This is a genomic window from Corynebacterium sp. ACRPH, assembly GCF_022347285.1.
Taxonomy (GTDB): Bacteria; Actinomycetota; Actinomycetes; order Mycobacteriales; family Mycobacteriaceae; genus Corynebacterium.
On sequence record NZ_JAKRND010000018.1, the window covers coordinates 1 to 20,390 of the forward strand.

Consider the following 20,390-nt stretch of genomic DNA (forward strand, 5'->3'; position numbering starts at 1 on the left):
CCCCCAACTAGTTGATACATCAACTATCTTGACGTACATTAGCACCATGAAAGCCTTCGGATTCCTCAGCTTCGGCCACTATTCCCTCAACCCCCAGCCCACGCATCCGCACATGCTCAGCGCGCGCGACATGCTGCACCAGTCGATCGAGCTCGCAGTAGAGGCCGACCGCCTGGGCGTGAACGGCGCCTACTTCCGCGTCCATCACTTCGCGCCCCAGCAGGCCGCCCCCCATGCCCCTGCTTTCCGCAATCGCCGCCCGCACTAAGAACATTGAGGTCGGCACCGGCGTGATCGACATGCGCTACGAAAACCCTCTTCACCTCGCCGAAGAGTCCGCTGCGCTGGACCTCATCGCCGACGGCCGCATCGCCCTCGGCGTTTCCCGCGGAGCCCCCGAGGCCGTCGAACGCGGCTGGGAAGCCTTCGGCCACACCGGCTCCACCGACCCCCGGGGCGCCGACATCGCCCGCGAGCACTTCCTGCGCTACCTTGCCGCCATCCGCGGGGTAGGCATGGCCACCGCCCCCTCGGCAGAGAAGCAATACCCGCACATGTACCAGCCCGGGGCCTCCATCCCCGTACTCCCGCACTCCCCCAACCTGGACCGCCGCGTCTGGTGGGGCGCGGGCACGCGCGAAACGGCCAAGTGGGCGGGGCAGGTGGGCGTCAACCTCATGAGCTCCACCCTCCTCACCGAGAGCAACGGCGACAGCTTCGGCGACCTGCAGGCACAGCAGCTCCAAGTCTTCAAGGAGTCCTTCGCCAGCAGCGGACACGGCTGGACCCCGCGCACCTCCGTATCCCGCAGCATCTTCCCCATCACCAGCGCCGAGGACCGGGCGATCGTCGGCACCCATGGCATGACTCGCGACCACTTCGGCGTGATCGATGGCTACCGCTCCACCTTCGGCCGAACCTATATTGGTGAACCCGACCAGCTCATCGAGGATCTTCTTAATGACGCCGCAGTGGCCGAGGCCGACACGTTAATGCTCACTATCCCGAATCAGCTGGGCGTAGAGGCCAATATTCACCTACTGAAGAACTTCGCCACCCACGTCGCGCCTGCACTGGGTTGGGAGCCGAGCACAGCCGAGAACAACTAGCGAGAGCTAACGCCACAAAACCGCAGCAGGTTGGCCTAACCAACGAGCACGTTGTACGGTACTAACCGTGAATATCTCTAATAATGGGGGTACCCCATCTACTCAGGGGGCTGCCAAGGTTTATCACCCGCAGGCCTCCACTGCTGAAGTGCTGGTCAAGGACGACCCACGCACCGTCCACATGGGCACGCTCGTCAGCCTGATCATCGGCTCCACCGTCGGCGCCGGAATTTTCGCGCTGCCGCAGAACATCGCGTCTGTCGCCTCGCCGGGTGCTGCACTGATCGGCTGGGGCATCACCGGCGTGGGCATGCTGTGCATCGCCTACGTCTTCCAGGCCCTGGCGCTACGCAAGCCGCACCTGGATTCCGGCGTGTACTCCTACGTGCGCGCCGGCCTGGGCGACTTTGTGGGCTTCGCCTCCGCGTGGGGCTACTGGCTGGGCACCATCATCGCCCAGGTGGGCTACGCAACGCTGTTCTTCAGCTCCCTGGGCTTCTTCTTCCCCATTTTCGGCAGAGATCATCCTCTGGTGCAGTCGATCTGTGTATCGGCGCTTACCTGGGGAATCTTCCTGGTGCTTTCCCGCGGCGTGCGCCAAGCGGCGATCATGAACGTCATCACCACAGTGGCGAAGATCCTGCCGATCCTGGCGTTCCTGGTGCTGGTGGCCTTCGTCGGCTTCAACACGGACGTCTTCACCTCCGACTTCTGGGGCCGCGCCGCCACCTTCGGCGAGAACCAGGATCAGGCGCTTTCCCTCGGCGACCAGGTCAAGGGCATGATGCTGTTCACCGTGTGGGCCTTCATCGGCGTGGAGGGCGCCTCCACCTACTCGAAGCGCGCACGCCGCCGCAAGGACGTCTCCCTGGCCACCTTCCTGGGGTTCGTCTCCGTGTTCTTCCTGCTCACCGCCGTGAGCTTCCTGTCCTTCGGCGTGGTCTCCCGCGAGGAGCTCGCCGCGATGGGCGATAACTCCATGGGCACCGTCCTGGAGCACGTCGTCGGCCCGTGGGGCGCTGGCCTGATCTCCGTCGGCCTGTGCATCTCCGTGCTGGGCGCCTACGTCTCCTGGCAGATGCTGTGTGCCGAGCCGATCACCCTGATGGCTCAGGACGGGCTGCTGCCGAAGGCAGTGGGACGCACCAACGACATGGGCGCCCCGTACGTCTCGCAGTTCCTCTCCGCCGTGGTTATCCAGGCGTTCATCATCGTCTTCTACCTGAACGAATCCACCTACACCACGATGGTGCAGCTGGCCACGTCCCTGTACCTGGTGCCTTACGTGTTCTCCAGCCTGTACCTGCTGTTCCTGGCCACCCGTGGCCACGGATTCAAGCACCCGGACGCCGGCTCAAAGTTCGACATTTCCGGCCCGGAGGTCAGCAAGAAGACCAACCGCGGGCACCTGCTCATCAGTGCCGTGGCTTTCGGCTACTCCCTCTGGCTGCTGTACGCCGCCGAGCTGCAGTTCGTCCTGCTCGGCACGCTGCTGATCGTGCCCGGCCTGGTGGTCTACGTCGCCACCCGCATCAAGGCCGGTGGGCGCGTATTCAACACCTTCGAGTGGATCATCAGCGCCCTCGTCGTCGCCTCCGCCATCGGTGCTTTGTACCTGATCGTCACCGGGCAGATCAGCCTCTAGTTACCGCCGCTGCAGCTAGCACAAGCTACCGCCGCTTCTGCCGGTCCCACAGGACCACAGAGGTAGAGCGCGGGACGTGCACAATCTCACCGCGGGAGCGCCCGCCCGCGCCTGCGCCCTCGCCCCGCTCCACGCGAGCCTGCATCTCCGCCAGGCGGCGGCGCAGTGCCGCGTTTTCTTCTTCCAGCTCGTCCAGCCGGTTCTGCTGGGCGATGATCGTCTTGATGCCTGCCAGGTTCACGCCCTCCTCGTGGGAGAGGCGCTGGATCTCCTGCAGCTGCTCAATGTCCTCGCGCGAGTAGCGACGGCCGCCGCCACTGGTACGTTGGGGCGTCACCAAACCCATCCGGTCGTACGTCCGCAGCGTCTGGGCGTGCATTCCGGTGATCCGCGCGGCGACGGAGATCACGAAAACCTCGCGCTCGCCGCCGTTCTTGCCGTTACTCATCAGTTACCCTCCCACCCTTCGCGGGGGTCGAATCCGGAGCGCTTCTCCTCCTCCGAGTACTTGCGCAGCGCGCTCATCGCACCCTCGTCCAGGTTCTTCGGTACGGCCACCTTCACGGTCACCAGCAGGTCGCCGCTAGCGCCATTGCGCTTGTTCACACCGTGACCACGCACGCGCAGCGTGGTGCCATCCTGCGTACCGGCGGGGATTCGCACCCGCACCTTGGAGGCCAGGGTCGGCACCGTCACCGCACCGCCAAGCACCAGCTCGGGGTAGCTCACCGGCACGGTCAGCTTCAGGTCGTCGCCGTCGCGGCTGAACACCTTGTCGGGCTTCACGTGCACCGTCACGAACAGGTCGCCAGCCGGCTTACCGCGCTGCCCCGCCGAACCCTGCCCGGCCAGGCGCACCTTCTGCCCGTCGACCACGCCCGCAGGCACGCGCACGGTAATCGTGCGGGACTGAGTAGTCCGCCCCGTGCCGGAACAATCCGGGCACTTGTCCTTAATCACCGAACCAGTGCCGGAACAATCCGCGCACGGGCGAGAGAACCCAAAGGTTCCCCTGTTCTCGCTGACCATGCCGCTGCCGCTGCAGGTGCCGCAGTTCTGCGGGGAGGTGCCCGCCTTAGCCCCGGAGCCGTGGCAGCTTTCGCACGGCTCGGGCTTGGTCAGGCGGATCGGCACGGTCACACCCTTGGTGGCTTCGCGGAATTCGAGGGTCAGCTCCGTCTCCACGTCCGCCCCGCGGCTGCGCTGGGTGCGGCGTCCAGCCCGTCCACCCCGGCCTCCGAAGCGGCCACGGGAGGCGCCAGCGGTCGGATCGTCGCCGAAGAGTCCGCTGAAGACGTCCCCGAATCCGCCACTGGTGGCGTCATTGCCAAAGAGATCAGAGACATTAAAGCCGCCACCGCTAAAGCCTGTGCCGCCGGCACCACCAAAGCCAGTACCACCTGCACCGCCAAAGCCCGAGCCGCCGAAGCTCGAGTAAGCCCCGCTAGCGAGCATCTGCTTCAGCTCGTCGTACTCCGCGCGCTTTTCCTTGTCCCCCACCACGCTGTACGCTTCGGAAGCCTTCTTGAACCGCTCCTCCGCCGCTGTGTCTCCCGGGTTCGCGTCCGGGTGATTCTCGCGGGCGATCTTGCGATAAGCTTTCTTGATCTCCTCTGCCGATGCGGTGGAGGACACGCCGAGGTCTTTGTAATAATCCTTATCGGCCCATTCACTGTGCGCCATGTGTCGCTCCTTCCTTATTGCGCTGTGTTTACTGCGCTTAGTTACTGCGCTATTCACGCGGGGTATCAATAATCAACCTTGAGTCTACCGCGCTGAACTTTCGTTATCTAATCTTCTTTAACGACGCCCCCACGTATTTATTCCCTCCCCGCTTCACTTCGGGTCTTGCAGCGTGCATTGCTGGAGACTTGCCAGCCCGAAACTAGCTAGGGTGGGGGTCATGGCACCTAAGAAGCGTAATTGGTTTGGCCGACTCTTCGGCTCGCACGACGCATCACACGACACCTCGCACAGCACCTCGCCTGCACCCAATTCGCCAGCAAGCCCCAGCGCACCGCTTGCAGAGCCCGGCCCGCAGGACCCACCGGTGCCGCTGCCCCGCCTGGATCTGCACCAATCCACGGCGCTGATTCGGCAGATCGTGCAAGCGCTCAACGAATTGGGCTACGGCGCCACCCCCACGCCCGAGGTCGTGTACTACAGCAAGCCCGAACACATTCAGAAGCCGCTGAGCTACCCGGGCCCCACGCCCGGCCCCTATGGCGGGCGGCTCCCCGCGCCGGACTATGGCGAGGGTTCGCAACTGGGGCTCGAGAACATCACTAAGCAGTGCGCCAATGCCGAGGATTTCGGTCGGGATATGCCTGTGCTGGTAGAGCATTTCGTCAATAGTCTTCTCGGGCCGGCTGCCAGCTCGGAGCAGGATTTGCTTTCACTTCCGGATGCGGAGTTCTACTCCCGTTTGCGGGCACGCCTAATGGCGATCGATCTTCTGCCGGAGCAGTCGCGGGCGGATGCGCTAGAGTTCAACCCGGATTCGCCAATTCGACCCTATTCGGATGACCTGTGCATCAACCTGGTTCTGGATACACCAAACTCCGTTATGTCGCTGAGCCCGGGTTCGCTGAACAATCGCGGCCCGGTTGAGGACTTGTTCCGGATTGGCTACCGCAACCTGTGGCAGGAGCTGATCGATTCCGGCCTGGAGGCGCAGCCCGTTCAGGCGAGCGAAGACCGCCCCAACGAGCGCTTCTGGGCTATCGAAAGCGGCTCTTACTACGCGGGGTCGGTGCCGCTGCTCATGAACGAGATCCTCGAACGCTGCCTGCCGCAGATCGACCCCAGCGAAGGACTTGTTTTTTCCACGCCGCATCGCCACATCACCCTGGTTCGAGAGATGGGCGAAGGCACCGACATGCTGGGCTCCATCAAGATGATGGCGGCCGTGACCGCCCAGGAGTTCTCGCGGCAGGCGGGCGCGCTGAGCCCACGCCTGATGTTTTCGCACATGGCTGAGATCACCACGTTCACCGACATCAAGGCGAAAGGTGACGGCAGGGCGGAAATCGACATCCAGCCCCCGGCGTACCTCATGGAGAGGATCAACCAGGGCAAGCACTAGAACGGCGGCGCTAGTGCGTCGTCGCTAGAACGGCGGCTCGTCTTCCAGGTTGCGCTTCTGCTTCCGCTGGTTGTGCTCCACCACCTTCCGCGCTCGCTTCACTGCTCGGTGCCGGAAGGTGATTCTTCCCAGCGGGCCGTTTGGCGTGGTGATCACCGTGTGGCCATCTCCGAAGCTTGTCCAGGTTTCCTCCCCGTCGGGGTTGATTGTCACGTCCCAGGCTCCCGTCGTTTTCGCGTTGTGGTGTTTGGCGCAGAGGCAGTGGAGGTTTGAGGTGTCCGTCGGTCCGCCGTCCGAGCCGCCGTCCTTGCTGCCATGCACGAAGCGTTTGACGTGGTCCAGCTGGCATTTGTGCGCTGGGGTGTCGCAGCCCGGGAAGCGGCAGGTCCCGTCCCGGCCTTCCACGCTCGCGCGAATGAGAGGCGTCGGGGTATAGCCGGCGGTGGCGGCCTTCCCCGGAGCCTGCAGGTGGGTTACCCGCTCCATCCACTCCTTCGTGGCCAGCGGGTTAAGCCAACTGCCGGCGGCCCAGATCTGCGCCTCCGGAGCGTCCACCTGGCGGTACAGGTTGAGGTTCACCTCTGCGGTCGCACTCCCCCGCACCAGGCTCAAAAGCGCCCGTATCCTGGAACAATTCTGCTCATTCCTCACGCTGTCGAGCGCCTGGATCAGCTCCAGCGCCTCCAGCTTCGGCAGGGTCAGGTAGAACTCGGTGTAGTCGGCCGACCGGTCGTCGATAGCTAGCCGCGTTGCGGCGCCGAGGACGGCCAGGTCTTCGGTACTGACGCCCTCTACATCCGAAACCGTGCCGTCTGCGCCACCTTCGCCGTCTGCACCGGCTGCGACTTCCGTGCCGTCGCCCGCGGGCGAGGTCAGTTCAGCAGGATCGATCGGGCAGGCCAAGGGCTCGTGATCCATGACGATCTTCTTCAGGCGTTGGCGGATCGTGCTCTGCCCCAGCATCGCCTGGTTAGGCCGAGTGGGCGAGAGTGCAGTGTAGACATCGGCTTCTACGGCGGAGATGTGGGCGTCACTAACAGCAACAAGGCCATGAGCGACGATCCGCCAGAGCTCGATAGAGTAAGCCCCAGTTTCCGCCAGCTCCACCAGCGACGGGAAGCGGCGGAAGGTGGTTCCTACATCGACGAGCTGGATCACTCGGAACTCCGGGAGGCCCAGGCGCGCGCCCAGGCGGGTGGTCACGTCGGTGATGCATTCGTCGTCGTGCGGTGTGCACGCCAAGGCGAGGCGCGCGTGGTTGCGGTTGATGTCGCAGATCGCTGCGCTCATCGGGTCGGTTGGGTCGGTAACTTTCCAGAACGGCCCTTGTGGTTGGTTATGCGGTGGGTCTTGCGGTGGTCTGTCGGGTGGTGCGGGCTGGTCAAACATCATTCCCCTTCAATGATGGAAGTCCCCAGTATGTCGTGGCTCTTGTGCCGTAGCTCGAATTCCGTAGCTCGTGTCCCGTGGTTTTCCGTACGCGATCAGCATAGAAAACACCCCGGACAACCCCTCCAAGAAAAACTCAATTAATCGAACACGTGTTCTAGTTTTTAGTTCCTACCTGCCCCTTCACAGATACCTCCCACAAATACACCCCACCACACGAAAAAGAGAGCCCCACAGCAAAAGCCATGGAGCTCTCTGGATCTAACTACTGCGGATCGCCAATGATGACCATCGCGTTGCGCAGCACCCGGTCGCCCAGGCGGTAGCCGCGGCGGAGGATGGTGGCCAGCACCTTGTCGTCGTCACTGCTCGTGTCCTGCACGGCCTCGTGGCAGTTCGGGTCGAACTCGTCGCCTTCCTCGCCGAACTTCTCCACCTTCATAGATGCCATCACAGACTGCAGCTTGTCCGACATGGACTTCAGCGGCCCGGTCAGGTCGCCGTGCTGTTCTGCCATCTCCAGGTCATCCAGGATCGGCAGCAGCTCGGCAGCCACCTCGGCCTTCGCGCCGGTGATCACGCTCGCGCGGTCACGCTCCACGCGACGGCGGTAGTTGGTGTACTCCGCCGTCACGCGCTGCAGGTCCTCGGTGCGTTCGGCCAGCTCGGCTTCGATGCTGTTGCTGTCTTCGGGATTGACGCCCTCAGCATCAGCCGCAGCAGCCTCAGCAACACCTTCAGCCTCAGCACCATCAGCCAGACCCTCGTCGACACCCTGCGCCTCCGCAGCTTCCGCGGCGGCAGCTTCAGCACTTTCGGCCGAGGTTGCCTCCGGGTCAGTGTTCTCCGGGGCGCCCGGATCCTGATTCAGATCTTCAGCCATTACTTCTTATCATCCTCTGCGGAAGTGTCCTCGTCGACAACCTCGGCGTCCACAACGTTCGGGTCATCGTTTGCGGCGGAGCCTGCGTCTGCACCAGCACCAGCACCTTCAGCACCGGCGGCTGCCTCGGCCTCGTAGATGGCCTTGCCCATCTCCTGAGACTCGGCGTTCAGCTTCTCCACTGCATCCTTGATGGCCTCGATGTCGTCACCCTTCAGGGCCTCGTCAACAGCCTTGGCTGCTTCCTCGACCTTGTTCTGGGTGTCCTCGTTGACCTTCTCCTTGTTGTCCTCGACGAACTTGCGGGTCTGGTATGCCATGGACTCTGCGGAGTTGCGGACTTCCTGCTCCTCGCGGCGCTTCTTGTCCTCCTCTGCGTGGGTCTCGGCGTCCTTGACCATACGGTCGATCTCCTCCTGGGACAGGCCGGAGCCTTCCTGGATCTTGATCGTGTTCTCCTTGCCGGTCGCCTTGTCCTTTGCGGAGACTGAGACGATGCCGTTGGCGTCAATATCGAAGGTGACCTCGATCTGCGGAACGCCGCGCGGTGCCGGAGCGATGCCCGCCAGCTCGAAGGAGCCGAGCAGCTTGTTGTGCGCAGCCATCTCGCGCTCGCCCTGGAAGACCTGGATCTGCACGCTGGGCTGGCTGTCCTCAGCGGTGGTGAAGGTCTCGGAACGCTTGGTCGGGATGGTGGTGTTGCGCTCGATCAGCTTGGTCATCACGCCACCCTTGGTCTCGATGCCCAGGGACAGCGGGGTGACGTCCAGCAGCAGCACGTCCTTAACCTCGCCGCGCAGCACACCGGCCTGCAGGGCAGCGCCCACGGCCACAACCTCGTCCGGGTTTACGCCCTTGTTGGGCTCCTTGCCGTTGGTCAGCTCGGTGACCAGCTCGGAGACAGCAACCATGCGGGTGGAGCCACCGACCAGCACGACGTGGTCGATCTCGTCCACGCTGATTTCCGCGTCCTTCAGCACTGCCTGGAACGGGGTCTTGGTGCGGTCCAGCAGATCCCGGGTGATCTTCTGGAACTCGGTGCGGGTCAGGGTCTCGTCCAGGAACAGCGGGTTCTTGTCCTCGTCCACCGTGATGTACGGCAGGTTGATAGAGGCCTGCTGGGAGCTGGACAGCTCGATCTTGGCCTTCTCCGCTGCCTCGCGCAGGCGCTGCAGGGCCATCTTGTCCTTGGTCAGGTCCACGCCGTGGCTTGCCTTGAACTTGTCGGCCAGCCAGTCGACGATGCGCTGATCCCAGTCGTCGCCGCCCAGCTCGTTGTCGCCGGCGGTTGCACGGACTTCAACCACGCCGTCGCCGATCTCCAGCAGGGAGACGTCGAAGGTACCGCCACCGAGGTCGAATACCAGGATGGTCTGTTCCTTGTCGCCCTTTTCCAGGCCGTAGGCCAGGGCAGCTGCGGTCGGCTCGTTGACGATGCGCAGGACGTTCAGGCCGGCGATCTGGCCGGCATCCTTGGTTGCCTGGCGCTGTGCGTCGTTGAAGTAGGCGGGGACGGTAATGACTGCGTCGGTTACGTCCTCACCCAGGTAGCTTTCCGCGTCCCTCTTCAGCTTCTGCAGGGTGCGGGCAGAGATTTCCGGAGCGGTGTACTCCTTATCGTCGATGGAAACCTTCCAGTCCGTGCCCATGTGGCGCTTAACGGAGCGGATGGTGCGATCCACGTTGGCTACCGCCTGGTTCTTAGCGGACTGGCCAACCAGCACCTCGCCGTTCTTGGCGAAAGCCACGATGGACGGGGTGGTACGGGATCCCTCGGAGTTGGCGATGACCTTTGCCTCGCCGCCTTCCAGTACAGACACCACAGAGTTGGTGGTGCCCAAGTCAATTCCTACTGCGCGTCCCATATCAGTTCCTCCTAATGTTTCTGGGGCGAATAAAATCTATCGAGCCTTAGTCGAGCGGACTCAACTTCGCCCGTCTCTGCCAACCAGTATCCGCTTTTTTCGCGTCTAGTCAAGCTGACTTGAGCTTGTCTCGCTCAACTTGCTCACACCCTTTACAACTCATCCCTGTTCAAAGTTGTTCCCACTCGGCTCAACTTTTTTAAAAAAAGCTAGAATCGTGCCCATGTCTTTCCTCAAACGCCTGGTTGGCCGTTCTTCCGGAACGGGTAATGACGCCACCTCCTCCACCCCTCCCGCCCCAGCCGAACCGCCGCATTCCCTGCGCCAACACTTTGCCGTCACCGAACGCACAGAGGGCGATTCCGGCGAGTTCACGGTCTACTCGGTGGCACCCATGGAGTTTGGGGGCACGGGCGCCACGGGAGATTACGATCCACACACCACAGCGATTAAGGAGCTCTCCCCCGCGCAGGCGGCAACAAAGTCCGTGCTGTACGTACTGCCCGGCGGGTTCGTGAACCCGATCAAGCAACGCAACTGGGACTTCGTCGCCCAGCTGGCGGACGCGGGCGTGCGGGTGGACATCCCCCTCTACGGACTACTGCCCAAACACAACCACGCGGAGGCACTGCCGCTAATCCGCCGCTGCTACGAGCAACTGGTGACGGAACATGGTGCCAAAAACATCACCATTATTGGGGATTCAGCGGGCGGCGGGCTGGCATTGTCCGCCCTCGCTACTACCCCCGAGCACACCCAACAACTAGAGCCACCGGCGCGCCTCATCTTGAATGCCCCGTGGCTGGACATGGACCTCGCCAACCCGCGCATCCCCGAGTTTGAGCCGAAAGATGCAATCCTCAACCCCGTGCAGCTGCGCCGCCAGGGCGCGCTGTGGGCGGGCGAGATCCCCACGGAGGATCCGCGGGTGAGCCCGCTGCACCTCACCGCCAACCAGCTCCGGGCAGCTTTCGGAGGTTCCGAAATCGCGCTCTACTGCGGCGACCGCGATATTTCACTGCCGGACATGGAGGAGTGGGCGTCAACAATAAAGGAACAAGGACTCACCGCTACCATCAACGTCGCGCGTGGCGAGCAACACATGTACCACCTCGGCAACACCCGCACGGGCAAGGCGGCGAGGCGCGAGCAGATCGGGATCGCCAGCCGCATTTAAGCAACACGAATGTTGCCTATTTCGGCAGGTCAACGCTAGGTCCACCCCAGGTTCGCGCCAGATCCGCCCGGAATTAGAAAAGTTCAAATAAAGCCCCACTCCCTGATAATCTGCCCCAGTAAGTAATTACTTCATACATAACTGGACTTGCGAGGAGCTTCACATGTACCTGCTGGCAGCAGGGCAGGCGACGTCATCCGATATCCCCTGGGGCATAACCGTCCCACTGGGCATAATTGGCGCACTGCTATCCCTCCCCGCCTGGGTGTTCTTCATCCGCGGCGCGGCGCAGATCTTTACCACGATCCGACTGGGCCAACCGGCACTGAAGAGGACAGATAACCCCGCCGGCCGACTGATGAACCTGATCAAGGAGATCATCGGTCACACCAAGATGGCCAAGAAGCCGGGCGTGGCAATCGCCCACTGGCTCGTCATGGTCGGCTTCCTGCTGGGAGCCATGGTGTGGTTCGAGGCCTACATTCAGATCTTCAACCCTGAAGGCGGCTGGCCCATCATCGGTGACTGGGCCGTGTACCACTTCGTGGACGAGCTGCTGGGCCTGGGCACCGTCATCGGTATTATCACGCTGATCATCATTCGCCAGAAGATCGGCGACAAGGACAAGAAGGCCCGCTTCTACGGCTCCAACTCCGGCGCGGCTTACTTCGTTGAGGCCGTCGTGCTGATCGAGGGCCTGGGCATGATGTTCGTGAAGGCATCCAAGATCGCCACTTTCGCCAGCTACGAGGGCGGCCATGCGGCCACCGACTTCTTCACCATGCAGCTGGCCAAGATCCTGCCGGAATCCCCGCTGCTGGTCTCCATCTTCGCGCTGATCAAGCTGCTGTCCGGCATGATCTGGCTGTTCATCGTCGGCATGAACATCAAGTGGGGCGTTGCCTGGCACCGCTTCATGGCGTTCTTCAACATCTTCCTGAAGCGCAACGCCGACGGCCGCAACGCACTGGGCGCAGCGAAGCCGCTGACCTCCGGTGGCCGCATGCTGACCATGGAAAACGCAGACCCGGAGGAAGACTCGATCGGCGTTGGCAAGATCGACGACTTCACCTGGAAGGGCTGGATGGACTTCACCTCGTGTACCGAGTGTGGCCGCTGCCAGGAGCAGTGCCCTGCTTGGAACACCGCGAAGCCGCTGAGCCCGAAGCTGCTGATCACCAACCTGCGCGACCACGCCATCGAGTCCGCACCGTACCTGAAGGCCGCCCGTAGGGACGAGGCTCACGCAGGTGGCATGTTCTCCGGCGAAGGCGCCACCGACACTGCCGTTCTGGACGATCCATCTGTTGACGCCCACGCGGACATGCCGTTGCTGCAGTTGGTTGCTGCGGGCGAGATGGGTGTTATCGACCCCGACGTGCTGTGGTCCTGCACCAACTGTGGTGCTTGTGTGGAACAGTGCCCGGTGGACATCGAGCACATCGACCACATTGTCGACATGCGCCGCTACCAGGTGCTGGTTGAGTCGGACTTCCCGACCGAGCTGGGTGGCCTGTTCAAGAACCTGGAGACCAAGGGCAACCCGTGGGGCCAAAACAACAACAAGCGCTCCGATTGGATCCAGAAGGCCAAGGAAGACGGCATCGAGGTGCCAGTCTTCGGCGAGGACATCGAGAACTTCGACGACACCGAGTACCTGTTCTGGGTCGGCTGTGCGGGCGTGTACGACGACAACGCTGTGAAGACCACCCGTGCTGTCGCTGACCTGCTGTACACCGCCGGCGTGAAGTTCGCCGTGCTGGGCGAGGGCGAGGGCTGCACTGGCGATTCCGCCCGCCGCGCCGGTAACGAGTTCCTCTTCCAGATGCTGGCAGAGCAGAATATCGAGATCCTGGACAACGCCTTCGAGGGTGTGCCGCCGAAGCAGCGCAAGATTGTTGTGACCTGTGCACACTGCTTCAACACCCTGCGCAACGAGTACCCAGATCTGGGCGGTAACTACCAGGTCGTCCACCACACTCAGCTGCTGAACAAGCTGATCCGCGAGGGTCGCCTGGAGCCAGTATCTGCACCGCAGAACGGCCGTCAGGTCACCTACCACGATCCGTGCTTCCTGGGTCGTCACAACAAGGTTTTCGAGGCCCCGCGTGAGCTGATCGGCGCTTCCGGCGCCAACCTGGTGGAGATGGAACGCAACCGCGATACCGGCTTCTGCTGTGGTGCTGGTGGTGCTCGCATGTGGATGGAAGAGCACCTGGGCGAGCGCATCAACCTGAACCGTACGGACGAGGCTCTGGCCACCGGCTCAGACGCCATCGCCATCGGCTGCCCGTTCTGTAAGACGATGATGACCGACGGTGTGAACAACCGTCAGTCCGAGATCGAGAACAAGGCAGACCGTACCCAGGTTCTGGATATCGCCCAGATGTTCCGCGAGTCCGTCCTGGTGGACGGCGAGCTGCCGGCACCGAAGTCTCCGGAGTTCCTGGTTGCGCCTGAGCGCGGCTGGGTAGACGAGGAGAAGCTGGCCCGCGAGGAAGCCGAGCGCAAGGCCGAGGAAGAAGCCAAGAAGAAGGCTGCCGAGGAAAAGAAGCGCAAGGCTGAAGAAGCCAAGAAGAAGAAGGAAGCTGCTGCCGCCGCTGGTGGCGCGGCTGCTGCTGGCGGCGCTGCCGCTGCGGGTGCTGCTGCGGCTGCCCCGAGTGCTCCGGCTGCCCCGAGTGCACCTAGTGCCCCGGCTGCGCCTGCTGCTCCGGGCGCTCCGAGTGCTCCGGCTGCACCTTCCGCTGGCGCCCCGGGTGCACCGGGCGCACCTGCCGCACCGGGTGCTCCTGCTGCACCAAAGTCTGAAGACACTCAGGAAGCACCGAAGGCTGGCGGCGCACCTGCAGCTCCTGGTGCTCCGGCCGCTCCGGGTGCCCCAGCAGCTCCGGGTGCTCCGGCCGCACCGGCAGCCCCTGCCGCTGAGTCCAACGAGGCTGCAGAGGCCCCGAAGGCTGAGCAGGACGCTCCGGCGGCACCGGCTGCACAGCCGGCTCAGGATGGTGGCCCGATCAAGCTGAACGCCACCGCTCCGGGCGCACCGGGCGCCCCGGGTGCTCCTGCAGCCCCGGCCGCAGCTCCGGCTGCCGCCGCTGGTGCAGGTGCCGCCGCAGCGGGCGCAGGCGCTGCTGCAGCCGCTGCCTCCGACGACTCGGACAAGGCAGAGGCACAGGAAGCCGCACCGGCCGAGGCTGAGGCCGAGTCCGCAGAAGCTGAGGCCCCGCAGGCTGCTCCAGCTGCTCCTGCTCCGTCTGCACCGGCAGAGCAGGCAGCTCCGGCGGCTCAGCCAGCACAGGACGGTGGCCCGATCAAGCTGACGGCTACCACTCCGGGAGCGCCGGGAACACCGGCTCCTGCTGCCCCTGCAGCTCCGGCAGAGGATCAGCAGGCTGAGACTCCGGCCGAGGCACCTGCTGAGGAAGAGGCTCCCGCCGAGGAGCCGCAGGCTGACACCGAGCAGGCCGAGGAGGCCCCGGCAGAAGAAGCTCCGGCTCAGCCAGCACAACCGGCACAGCCGGCCAACGATGGCGGTCCGATCAAGCTGACCAACATCGTCCCCGGCGCTCCGGGTGCTCCTGGCGCACCAGGCGCACAGTAAAAGTGACTAGCTCGCACGCTAAATAGCGGCGGCGGGTCCAGCCGAACGCTGGATCTGCCGCCGCTTTTGCATTCGCCCGCGAGTCAATCCCGGGGCTGGGAATGTACCCGTGGCGCGCAATATTCTAGAATGAAATCTCATAGAAAGAGCCCGCTCGCACAAGCCTCACGCCCACAGATAGAGGTAGGTTTCCATGACTGACGCTGATTCGAACGACAAGAACAACCCCCTCAACTCGGGGAAGTCTGTCAGCGACGCTGAAGAAACCTCCGTGATGAAGGCTGTCAGCGATTCTGACCTTAACGGCGCCGACACGAACGCTGGTGGCGCCGTTACAGGTGGCGCAGCTGCCAACCCAGAAGCCCCGACAACCCCGGATACCTCGGCCGATAATTCAGCCGACGTTGAGAAAGACGGCCAAGAGGAAGATGAAGAGCCTAAGTCCGGCCTCCGGAAGTTCTTTGGGATCATGCCTTTCTGGGCCTGGGTGCTCACCCTGGGTCTGATCGCCACCATCATCGTCGCCGTCGGCGCCTTCACCACCATGCGCTCCACGGAAACCGGCGCCCCCGGAAGCTCTAGCAACACTGAGCAGCTGAATCCCTCGTACCCCAAGCCCACCACCACCGGAAAGTACGATGACGACGAAACGCCGCCAACCCCGGATGCGGGTCCCGGCTACGGAGGCGGCAACCAGAACTACTACGCACCCCAAGAGCCCGTGCAGACGGAGGAAGAAGCCTCCACCGAATCCGAGTCCGAATCCGAGCCCTCTAGCAGCACGAAGCCCTCTCGCCCGCCACGCGATAACGAGCCCCGCCTTAGCCAGCCCAACCGAGGCACCCCTCGCCCCGGCGGCATCGGCGGAGATGCCGGCGGCAACCCCTCCCCCGGCACCGGCAACAACGGCAACGGCAATGGCCCTGGCAACGGTGCTGGCAATGGCGCCACGGAGCCCGAGGACAACCCCGCCCCGGGCAACAACTAGCCCACCCGACAGCCACACCTCGACCGGTCGAACCGCGAGGGGGCGTCGTTAAAAAACTATAAAAATAGCAGCCACAATGGCACAATGGGGAGAATGAGTACCCCCAAACGCCCAAGCGAACTGCGCACGCTGGATCAATCGACGAAGCTGCAAAACGTCCTCTACGAAATTCGCGGCCCGGTGAACACCGAGGCGGAGCGGATGGAGGCCGACGGGCACCGCATCCTGAAGCTCAACACGGGCAACCCCGCGGTGTTCGGCTTCGAGGCGCCGGATGTAATCATGCGGGACATGATCACCGCGCTGCCGACGGCGCAGGGCTACTCCACGTCGAAGGGCATCATCAGCGCCCGCCGCGCGATCGTCTCCCGCTACGAGGTCATCCCCGGCTTCCCCCAGTTCGACGTCGAGGATGTCTACCTGGGCAACGGTGTATCCGAGCTGATCACCATGACGATGCAGGCGCTGCTCAACGACGGTGACGAGGTGCTGATCCCCTCCCCGGACTACCCACTGTGGACCGCCTCCACGTCGCTATCCGGTGGCCGCCCCGTGCACTACCTGTGCGACGAGGAGAACGACTGGATGCCCTCCATCGAGGACATCAAGGCGAAGGTCACGGAGCGCACGAAGGCCATCGTGGTCATTAACCCGAATAACCCGACGGGCGCGGTGTACTCCCGCGAGATCCTGCAGCAGATCGTGGACGTGGCGCGCGAGCACTCGCTGCTGATCCTGGCCGACGAGATCTACGACAAGATCCTGTACGACGGCGCCCAGCACATCAACATTGCTTCCCTGTGCCCGGACCTGCTGTGCATCACCTATAACGGCCTGTCGAAGGCGTACCGCGTGGCGGGTTACCGTTCCGGCTGGATGGTGGTTACCGGCCCGAAGGGGCATGCAAAGGGCTTCATTGAGGGTATTAACGTGCTGGCGGGCACGCGCCTGTGCCCGAATGTGCCGGCGCAGCATGCGATCCAGGTGGCTATTTCCGGCCGCCAGTCCATCGACGATTTGGTGCTGCCGGGTGGGCGCCTGCTGGAGCAGCGCAACGCCGCCTACGAGGCTCTGAACGAGATCCCGGGCGTGAGCTGTGTGAAGCCGATGGGTGCGCTGTATGCCTTCCCGCGCCTGGATCCGAACGTGCACGAGATCCACGACGACGAGAAGTTCATGTTCGACCTTCTGCGCTCGGAGAAGATTCACCTGGTGCAGGGCACGGGCTTTAACTGGCCGACCCCGGACCACTTCCGCGTGGTCACGCTACCCTGGGCGCGGGATCTGCGTGCCGCGATCGAGCGCTTGGGGAACTTCCTGGCTAGCTACCGGCAGTAGCTGTTTTTCTTAGCGACGCCACGTCGCGCCCCAGCTAGTTCTGGAAGTTCAGGTAGGCCTTGGAGGGCGTCGGGCCGCGCTGCCCCTGGTACTTGGAGCCCAGGGCGCCGCTGCCGTAGGGGGCTTCCGCCGGGCTAGTCATGGTGAATAGTGCCAGCTGGCCGATCTTCATGCCCGGGTAGAGGGCGATGGGCAGGTTAGCGGTGTTGGAAAGCTCCAGGGTGATGTGCCCGGTGAAGCCCGGGTCGATGAACCCGGCCGTGGAGTGCGTCAGCAACCCCAGGCGTCCCAGGGAGGACTTGCCTTCTAGGCGACCCGCCAGGTGGGCGGGGATGCCGAAGCATTCCAGGGTGGCGCCCAGGACGAACTCGCCGGGGTGCAGGATGAAGGCCTCGTCGTCGGGGACTTCCACCAGGGTGGTGAGTTCCTCTTGCGGCTGCTTCGGGTCGATGTGCGTGTACTTGGAGTTATTGAACACGCGGAACAGGCCGTCGAGGCGCACGTCGATGCTGGATGGCTGGACCATCTGATCGTCGTGGGGGTCGATCGTCAGCTCGCCGGAGTTGATGGCGGCGCGGATGTCTCGGTCTGAAAGTAACACGCTCTATAGCCTAGCGGGTGTGGCGCTGTGCGCAGCCAGCTAGCCGTGTACTAGCCCCGTCCCAGCGCCAGGAAGTTCCAGCCCGCGGCCTCCCATTCCTTGCGCGGCAGGCAGTTGCGGCCGTCCAGCACGGTGGGGTTGTCCCCGGCCACCAGCTTGCGGGCGGCTACCGGGTCGAGCTCCTGGAACTGCTTCCACTCGGTTGCCACGATCACGATCTCCGCGCCTTCGAGCGCTTCCTCTACGTTCGGCGCGTAGGTCAGCGTGGGGAAGATCTTCGCGGCGTTGTCCATGCCCTGCGGGTCGTACACGGTGACGTTCGCACCGCTCAGGGACAGCGAACCGGCCACGGCCAAGGCCGGGGAATCGCGCACGTCGTCGCTGTTGGGCTTGAAGGCAGCGCCGAGGACCGTCACGTTCCGGCCGATCAGGGAGCCGCCCAGCGTCTGCCGCGCCAGCTCTACTGTCTTCTCGCGGCGGCGCATGTTGATGGCGTCCACCTCACGAAGGAACGTCAGCGCCTGGTCCGCGCCGAGCTCACCTGCGCGCGCCATGAACGCGCGAATATCCTTCGGCAGGCAACCGCCACCAAAGCCCAGGCCGGCGCCGAGGAACTTGCGCCCGATGCGGTCGTCCATGCCAATCGCGTCGGCGAGTGCGGTGACGTCCGCGCCGACGATCTCGCATAGCTCCGAGACCGCGTTGATGAAGGAAATCTTGGTGGCCAGGAAGGCGTTCGCAGAGACCTTGACCAGCTCCGCGGTCGGCAGGTCCATCACCAGGAAGGGCGTCCCCTCCTCGAGTGCGGGGGCGTAGATTTCGCGGGCGAGGTCCTCTACCCGCTGCTGCTCAGTGCGGTCGTCACTGTTGGAGCTATCGCCGCCCAGGCCCAGGACGATGCGGTCGGGGTGCAGCGTGTCTTTCACCGCGTGGCCTTCGCGAAGGAACTCGGGGTTCCACGCGATGGTGATTCGGGCATTGTTTGGGGACGCCGCCACGATCTCATCCGCCTTCTGCTGCAGCTCGTGCGCAGTGCCGACCGGGACGGTGGACTTGCCGAAGATGGTGTGGTTGCCGCTGGCCAGTGGGGCGAGCGTTTCGATGACGGCATTTACATAGGTGGTGTCCGCGGCATAGGAGCCCTTGCGCTGCGGGGTGCCCACGCCAATGAAGTGAACGTCGGCGAACTCGGCGGCTTCGGCGTAGTCGGTAGTGAAGCGCAGGCGGCCGGCTTCGATGTTGCGAGTGAGGATCTCCGGCAGGCCGGGCTCGAAGAAGGGGACGCGCCCTGCGGAGAGAGCTTGGATTTTCTCCGGGTCGACATCGACCCCGAGCACGTCGTGGCCCATTTCGGCCATACAGGCGGCGTGGGTTGCGCCAAGGTATCCGGTTCCAAACACTGTCATACGCATAGCAGGCAAATTTACAATTGCCAGATGAACAGGAAGTGACCTTCAGGTGATCTTGCGGGCAGTTTTAGGTTAACGGGGCTTAAGTGCAGGTGAACAAAAACTAAGGCGCGACTATGCACCGAATAGTCAAGCCCTACCCTAATTCCTGAGCATCTCCGGGAGGCGCGACTTCTTACACCCCCTTAATTCACCCCCGAGGCGAAAGGGGTGCAAGAGGTTCATATCGACATAGTTTTATGCGTATACCTGGGGAAATGACGTGGAATTCAGGAAGCATTCCCTAGCGCTCGACCATGAGTAACCCATATCACCGAGAAAACCTCGTCTTCGCTTAGCGGAACATTAAAACCCCTGTTAAAGTAGCTATCCGTTAGGACTTGCCAGCGTTTCTACAGCTTCACAGCCGGAATCTCTTATGAAAGAGCTAGTGGCGATCAAGGAGCCAAGAGAAGCTTAAGTGAAGTCCTTGACTTCGAACCACTCACACTTACAGAAAGGCATTTCAGATGCGTAAGTTCCGTAACGCAGCTCTGGCTGTTGCTACCGCTACCACCGTTGCCATCTCCGGCGTTTCCGTTGCTTCTGCTCAGACCGAGGGCAACCAGGGCTCCCAGCAGCAGACTCAGGGCTCCGCTAAGACTGGCGAGAAGCCGAACCTCGCTGGCTCCCTGGGCAAGCTCCGCAAGACGATCGACCCGAACGACAAGCTGGAGTGGGATAAGCCGGCGAAGGGGCAGGACATCTTCGGCTCCCAAAGCTGGAAGAACAACGAGGAGATCAAGGCACGTACCCCGATGTGGGCCAAGGTTGCCGACAGCCTGCTCATCACCACCGCCGCAATCAGCGTCTTCGGCCTGATTGTTGCTCCGATCTACAACTTCCTGCGCTACGGCATCAACCGCTAAGCAAAAGTCAACACACGTCCACTTAAGATAGGAAAAGGAACTTCCATGAAAATTCGCAAGGCTGCTCTGGCTCTGGCCACCGCTTCTTCCGTTGCTCTGACCGGCACCGCTGTTGCAGGTGCTGAGACCGCCGGCACCGACGCTCCTAAGGGCGTTACCCTCAGCTCCAAGATCGGCGACTCCCTGAGCAAGGACAAGGAGAACTCCGCTGCTGAGATCTTCGGTTCTACCAAGGGCAAGGACCTCACCGGCTGGGGCGTACTTCTGTGGGCCGGCCTGGCTGCTGGTATCGCTGGCACCATTGCAAGCGCCATCATCGGTGTTGGCAACTACTTGAAGCACGAGGGCATCATTAACTAAGACCTGTTAGAGCTTTAAGCTCCAGGCTTTGATAG

15 protein-coding genes and 1 pseudogene are annotated in these 20,390 nt (G+C 63.1%); 9 read left to right on the forward strand and 7 right to left on the reverse strand.

All coding sequences use genetic code 11. From position 1 onward, the window contains the following. Positions 1-46 precede the first annotated feature (46 nt). A pseudogene (locus MHX66_RS09030) lies at positions 47-1,109 on the forward strand (LLM class flavin-dependent oxidoreductase). Between the two features lie 148 nt (positions 1,110-1,257). After that, positions 1,258-2,754, forward strand: coding sequence for an amino acid permease (locus tag MHX66_RS09035; RefSeq protein ID WP_297667879.1), 1,497 nt, complete (start codon positions 1,258-1,260; stop codon positions 2,752-2,754). Positions 2,755-2,779: 25 nt separating this feature from the next. On the opposite strand, the gene MHX66_RS09040 is transcribed toward MHX66_RS09035, so the two are convergent. Next, positions 2,780-3,202: a heat shock protein transcriptional repressor HspR gene (locus MHX66_RS09040; protein ID WP_239202422.1), complete on the reverse strand. Its 423-nt coding sequence runs from the start codon at positions 3,200-3,202 to the stop codon at positions 2,780-2,782. Continuing rightward, positions 3,202-4,437: a molecular chaperone DnaJ gene (dnaJ, locus tag MHX66_RS09045; RefSeq protein ID WP_239202424.1), complete on the reverse strand. Its 1,236-nt coding sequence runs from the start codon at positions 4,435-4,437 to the stop codon at positions 3,202-3,204. The genes MHX66_RS09040 and dnaJ overlap by 1 nt, the downstream gene beginning before the upstream one ends. A gap of 220 nt (positions 4,438-4,657) precedes the next feature. On the opposite strand from dnaJ, the gene MHX66_RS09050 reads away from it, so the two are divergent. Next, positions 4,658-5,839 (forward strand): hypothetical protein, encoded by a 1,182-nt coding sequence (locus MHX66_RS09050; RefSeq protein ID WP_239202426.1) that lies wholly within the window; start codon positions 4,658-4,660, stop codon positions 5,837-5,839. Positions 5,840-5,863: 24 nt separating this feature from the next. On the opposite strand, the gene MHX66_RS09055 is transcribed toward MHX66_RS09050, so the two are convergent. The 3 genes from MHX66_RS09055 to dnaK all read right to left on the reverse strand — a co-directional run bounded on the left by MHX66_RS09055 (position 5,864) and on the right by dnaK (position 9,976). Then, entirely contained in the window at positions 5,864-7,129 is a 1,266-nt protein-coding gene (locus MHX66_RS09055; RefSeq protein WP_239202428.1) for an HNH endonuclease signature motif containing protein, read from the reverse strand. A gap of 364 nt (positions 7,130-7,493) precedes the next feature. Continuing rightward, a complete protein-coding gene (gene grpE / locus MHX66_RS09060) occupies positions 7,494-8,111 on the reverse strand; it encodes a nucleotide exchange factor GrpE (protein WP_239202430.1) in 618 nt (205 codons plus the stop codon). Beyond that, positions 8,111-9,976 (reverse strand): molecular chaperone DnaK, encoded by a 1,866-nt coding sequence (gene dnaK / locus MHX66_RS09065; RefSeq protein WP_239202431.1) that lies wholly within the window; start codon positions 9,974-9,976, stop codon positions 8,111-8,113. Before dnaK ends, grpE begins: the two co-directional genes overlap by 1 nt. A 223-nt stretch (positions 9,977-10,199) precedes the next feature. Here dnaK and MHX66_RS09070 point away from each other — a divergent pair, with 223 nt between their 5' ends. From MHX66_RS09070 to MHX66_RS09085, 4 genes are all read left to right on the forward strand, one after another. Further along, a complete protein-coding gene (locus MHX66_RS09070; RefSeq protein ID WP_239202432.1) occupies positions 10,200-11,153 on the forward strand; it encodes an alpha/beta hydrolase fold domain-containing protein in 954 nt (317 codons plus the stop codon). A gap of 163 nt (positions 11,154-11,316) precedes the next feature. Then, on the forward strand, positions 11,317-14,751 hold the full coding sequence (locus tag MHX66_RS09075; protein ID WP_239202433.1) for a (Fe-S)-binding protein: 3,435 nt from the start codon (positions 11,317-11,319) through the stop codon (positions 14,749-14,751). A 193-nt stretch (positions 14,752-14,944) separates the two neighbouring features. Beyond that, on the forward strand, positions 14,945-15,739 hold the full coding sequence (locus MHX66_RS09080; protein WP_239202434.1) for a hypothetical protein: 795 nt from the start codon (positions 14,945-14,947) through the stop codon (positions 15,737-15,739). A gap of 93 nt (positions 15,740-15,832) precedes the next feature. Further along, positions 15,833-17,077: a pyridoxal phosphate-dependent aminotransferase gene (locus MHX66_RS09085; protein WP_297667852.1), complete on the forward strand. Its 1,245-nt coding sequence runs from the start codon at positions 15,833-15,835 to the stop codon at positions 17,075-17,077. Between the two features lie 34 nt (positions 17,078-17,111). On the opposite strand, the gene dcd is transcribed toward MHX66_RS09085, so the two are convergent. After that, complete coding sequence (dcd, locus tag MHX66_RS09090) at positions 17,112-17,678, reverse strand: dCTP deaminase (RefSeq protein WP_034984458.1); 567 nt, start codon at positions 17,676-17,678, stop codon at positions 17,112-17,114. A gap of 50 nt (positions 17,679-17,728) precedes the next feature. Further along, positions 17,729-19,090: a UDP-glucose/GDP-mannose dehydrogenase family protein gene (locus tag MHX66_RS09095; RefSeq protein ID WP_239202436.1), complete on the reverse strand. Its 1,362-nt coding sequence runs from the start codon at positions 19,088-19,090 to the stop codon at positions 17,729-17,731. Between the two features lie 506 nt (positions 19,091-19,596). Here MHX66_RS09095 and MHX66_RS09100 point away from each other — a divergent pair. Together MHX66_RS09100 and MHX66_RS09105 are read left to right on the forward strand one after the other, a co-directional pair. Then, positions 19,597-19,995, forward strand: a complete 399-nt coding sequence (locus tag MHX66_RS09100) for a hypothetical protein (protein ID WP_239202438.1) — start codon at positions 19,597-19,599, stop codon at positions 19,993-19,995. 45 nt (positions 19,996-20,040) lie between these two features. Further along, positions 20,041-20,355 (forward strand): hypothetical protein, encoded by a 315-nt coding sequence (locus MHX66_RS09105; RefSeq protein ID WP_239202440.1) that lies wholly within the window; start codon positions 20,041-20,043, stop codon positions 20,353-20,355. Positions 20,356-20,390: the final 35 nt, after the last annotated feature.

What these genes read in the sequence shown, in the direction of transcription:
- MHX66_RS09040 (WP_239202422.1), bottom strand. Translation starts at nt 3,202, where the DNA reads ATGAGTAACGGCAAGAACGGCGGCGAGCGCGAGGTTTTCGTGATCTCC.
- dnaJ (WP_239202424.1), bottom strand. Translation starts at nt 4,437, where the DNA reads ATGGCGCACAGTGAATGGGCCGATAAGGATTATTACAAAGACCTCGGC.
- MHX66_RS09050 (WP_239202426.1), top strand. Translation starts at nt 4,658, where the DNA reads ATGGCACCTAAGAAGCGTAATTGGTTTGGCCGACTCTTCGGCTCGCAC.
- MHX66_RS09055 (WP_239202428.1), bottom strand. Translation starts at nt 7,129, where the DNA reads ATGAGCGCAGCGATCTGCGACATCAACCGCAACCACGCGCGCCTCGCC.
- grpE (WP_239202430.1), bottom strand. Translation starts at nt 8,111, where the DNA reads ATGGCTGAAGATCTGAATCAGGATCCGGGCGCCCCGGAGAACACTGAC.
- dnaK (WP_239202431.1), bottom strand. Translation starts at nt 9,976, where the DNA reads ATGGGACGCGCAGTAGGAATTGACTTGGGCACCACCAACTCTGTGGTG.
- MHX66_RS09070 (WP_239202432.1), top strand. Translation starts at nt 10,200, where the DNA reads ATGTCTTTCCTCAAACGCCTGGTTGGCCGTTCTTCCGGAACGGGTAAT.
- MHX66_RS09075 (WP_239202433.1), top strand. Translation starts at nt 11,317, where the DNA reads ATGTACCTGCTGGCAGCAGGGCAGGCGACGTCATCCGATATCCCCTGG.
- MHX66_RS09080 (WP_239202434.1), top strand. Translation starts at nt 14,945, where the DNA reads ATGACTGACGCTGATTCGAACGACAAGAACAACCCCCTCAACTCGGGG.
- MHX66_RS09085 (WP_297667852.1), top strand. Translation starts at nt 15,833, where the DNA reads ATGAGTACCCCCAAACGCCCAAGCGAACTGCGCACGCTGGATCAATCG.
- MHX66_RS09095 (WP_239202436.1), bottom strand. Translation starts at nt 19,090, where the DNA reads ATGCGTATGACAGTGTTTGGAACCGGATACCTTGGCGCAACCCACGCC.
- MHX66_RS09100 (WP_239202438.1), top strand. Translation starts at nt 19,597, where the DNA reads ATGCGTAAGTTCCGTAACGCAGCTCTGGCTGTTGCTACCGCTACCACC.
- MHX66_RS09105 (WP_239202440.1), top strand. Translation starts at nt 20,041, where the DNA reads ATGAAAATTCGCAAGGCTGCTCTGGCTCTGGCCACCGCTTCTTCCGTT.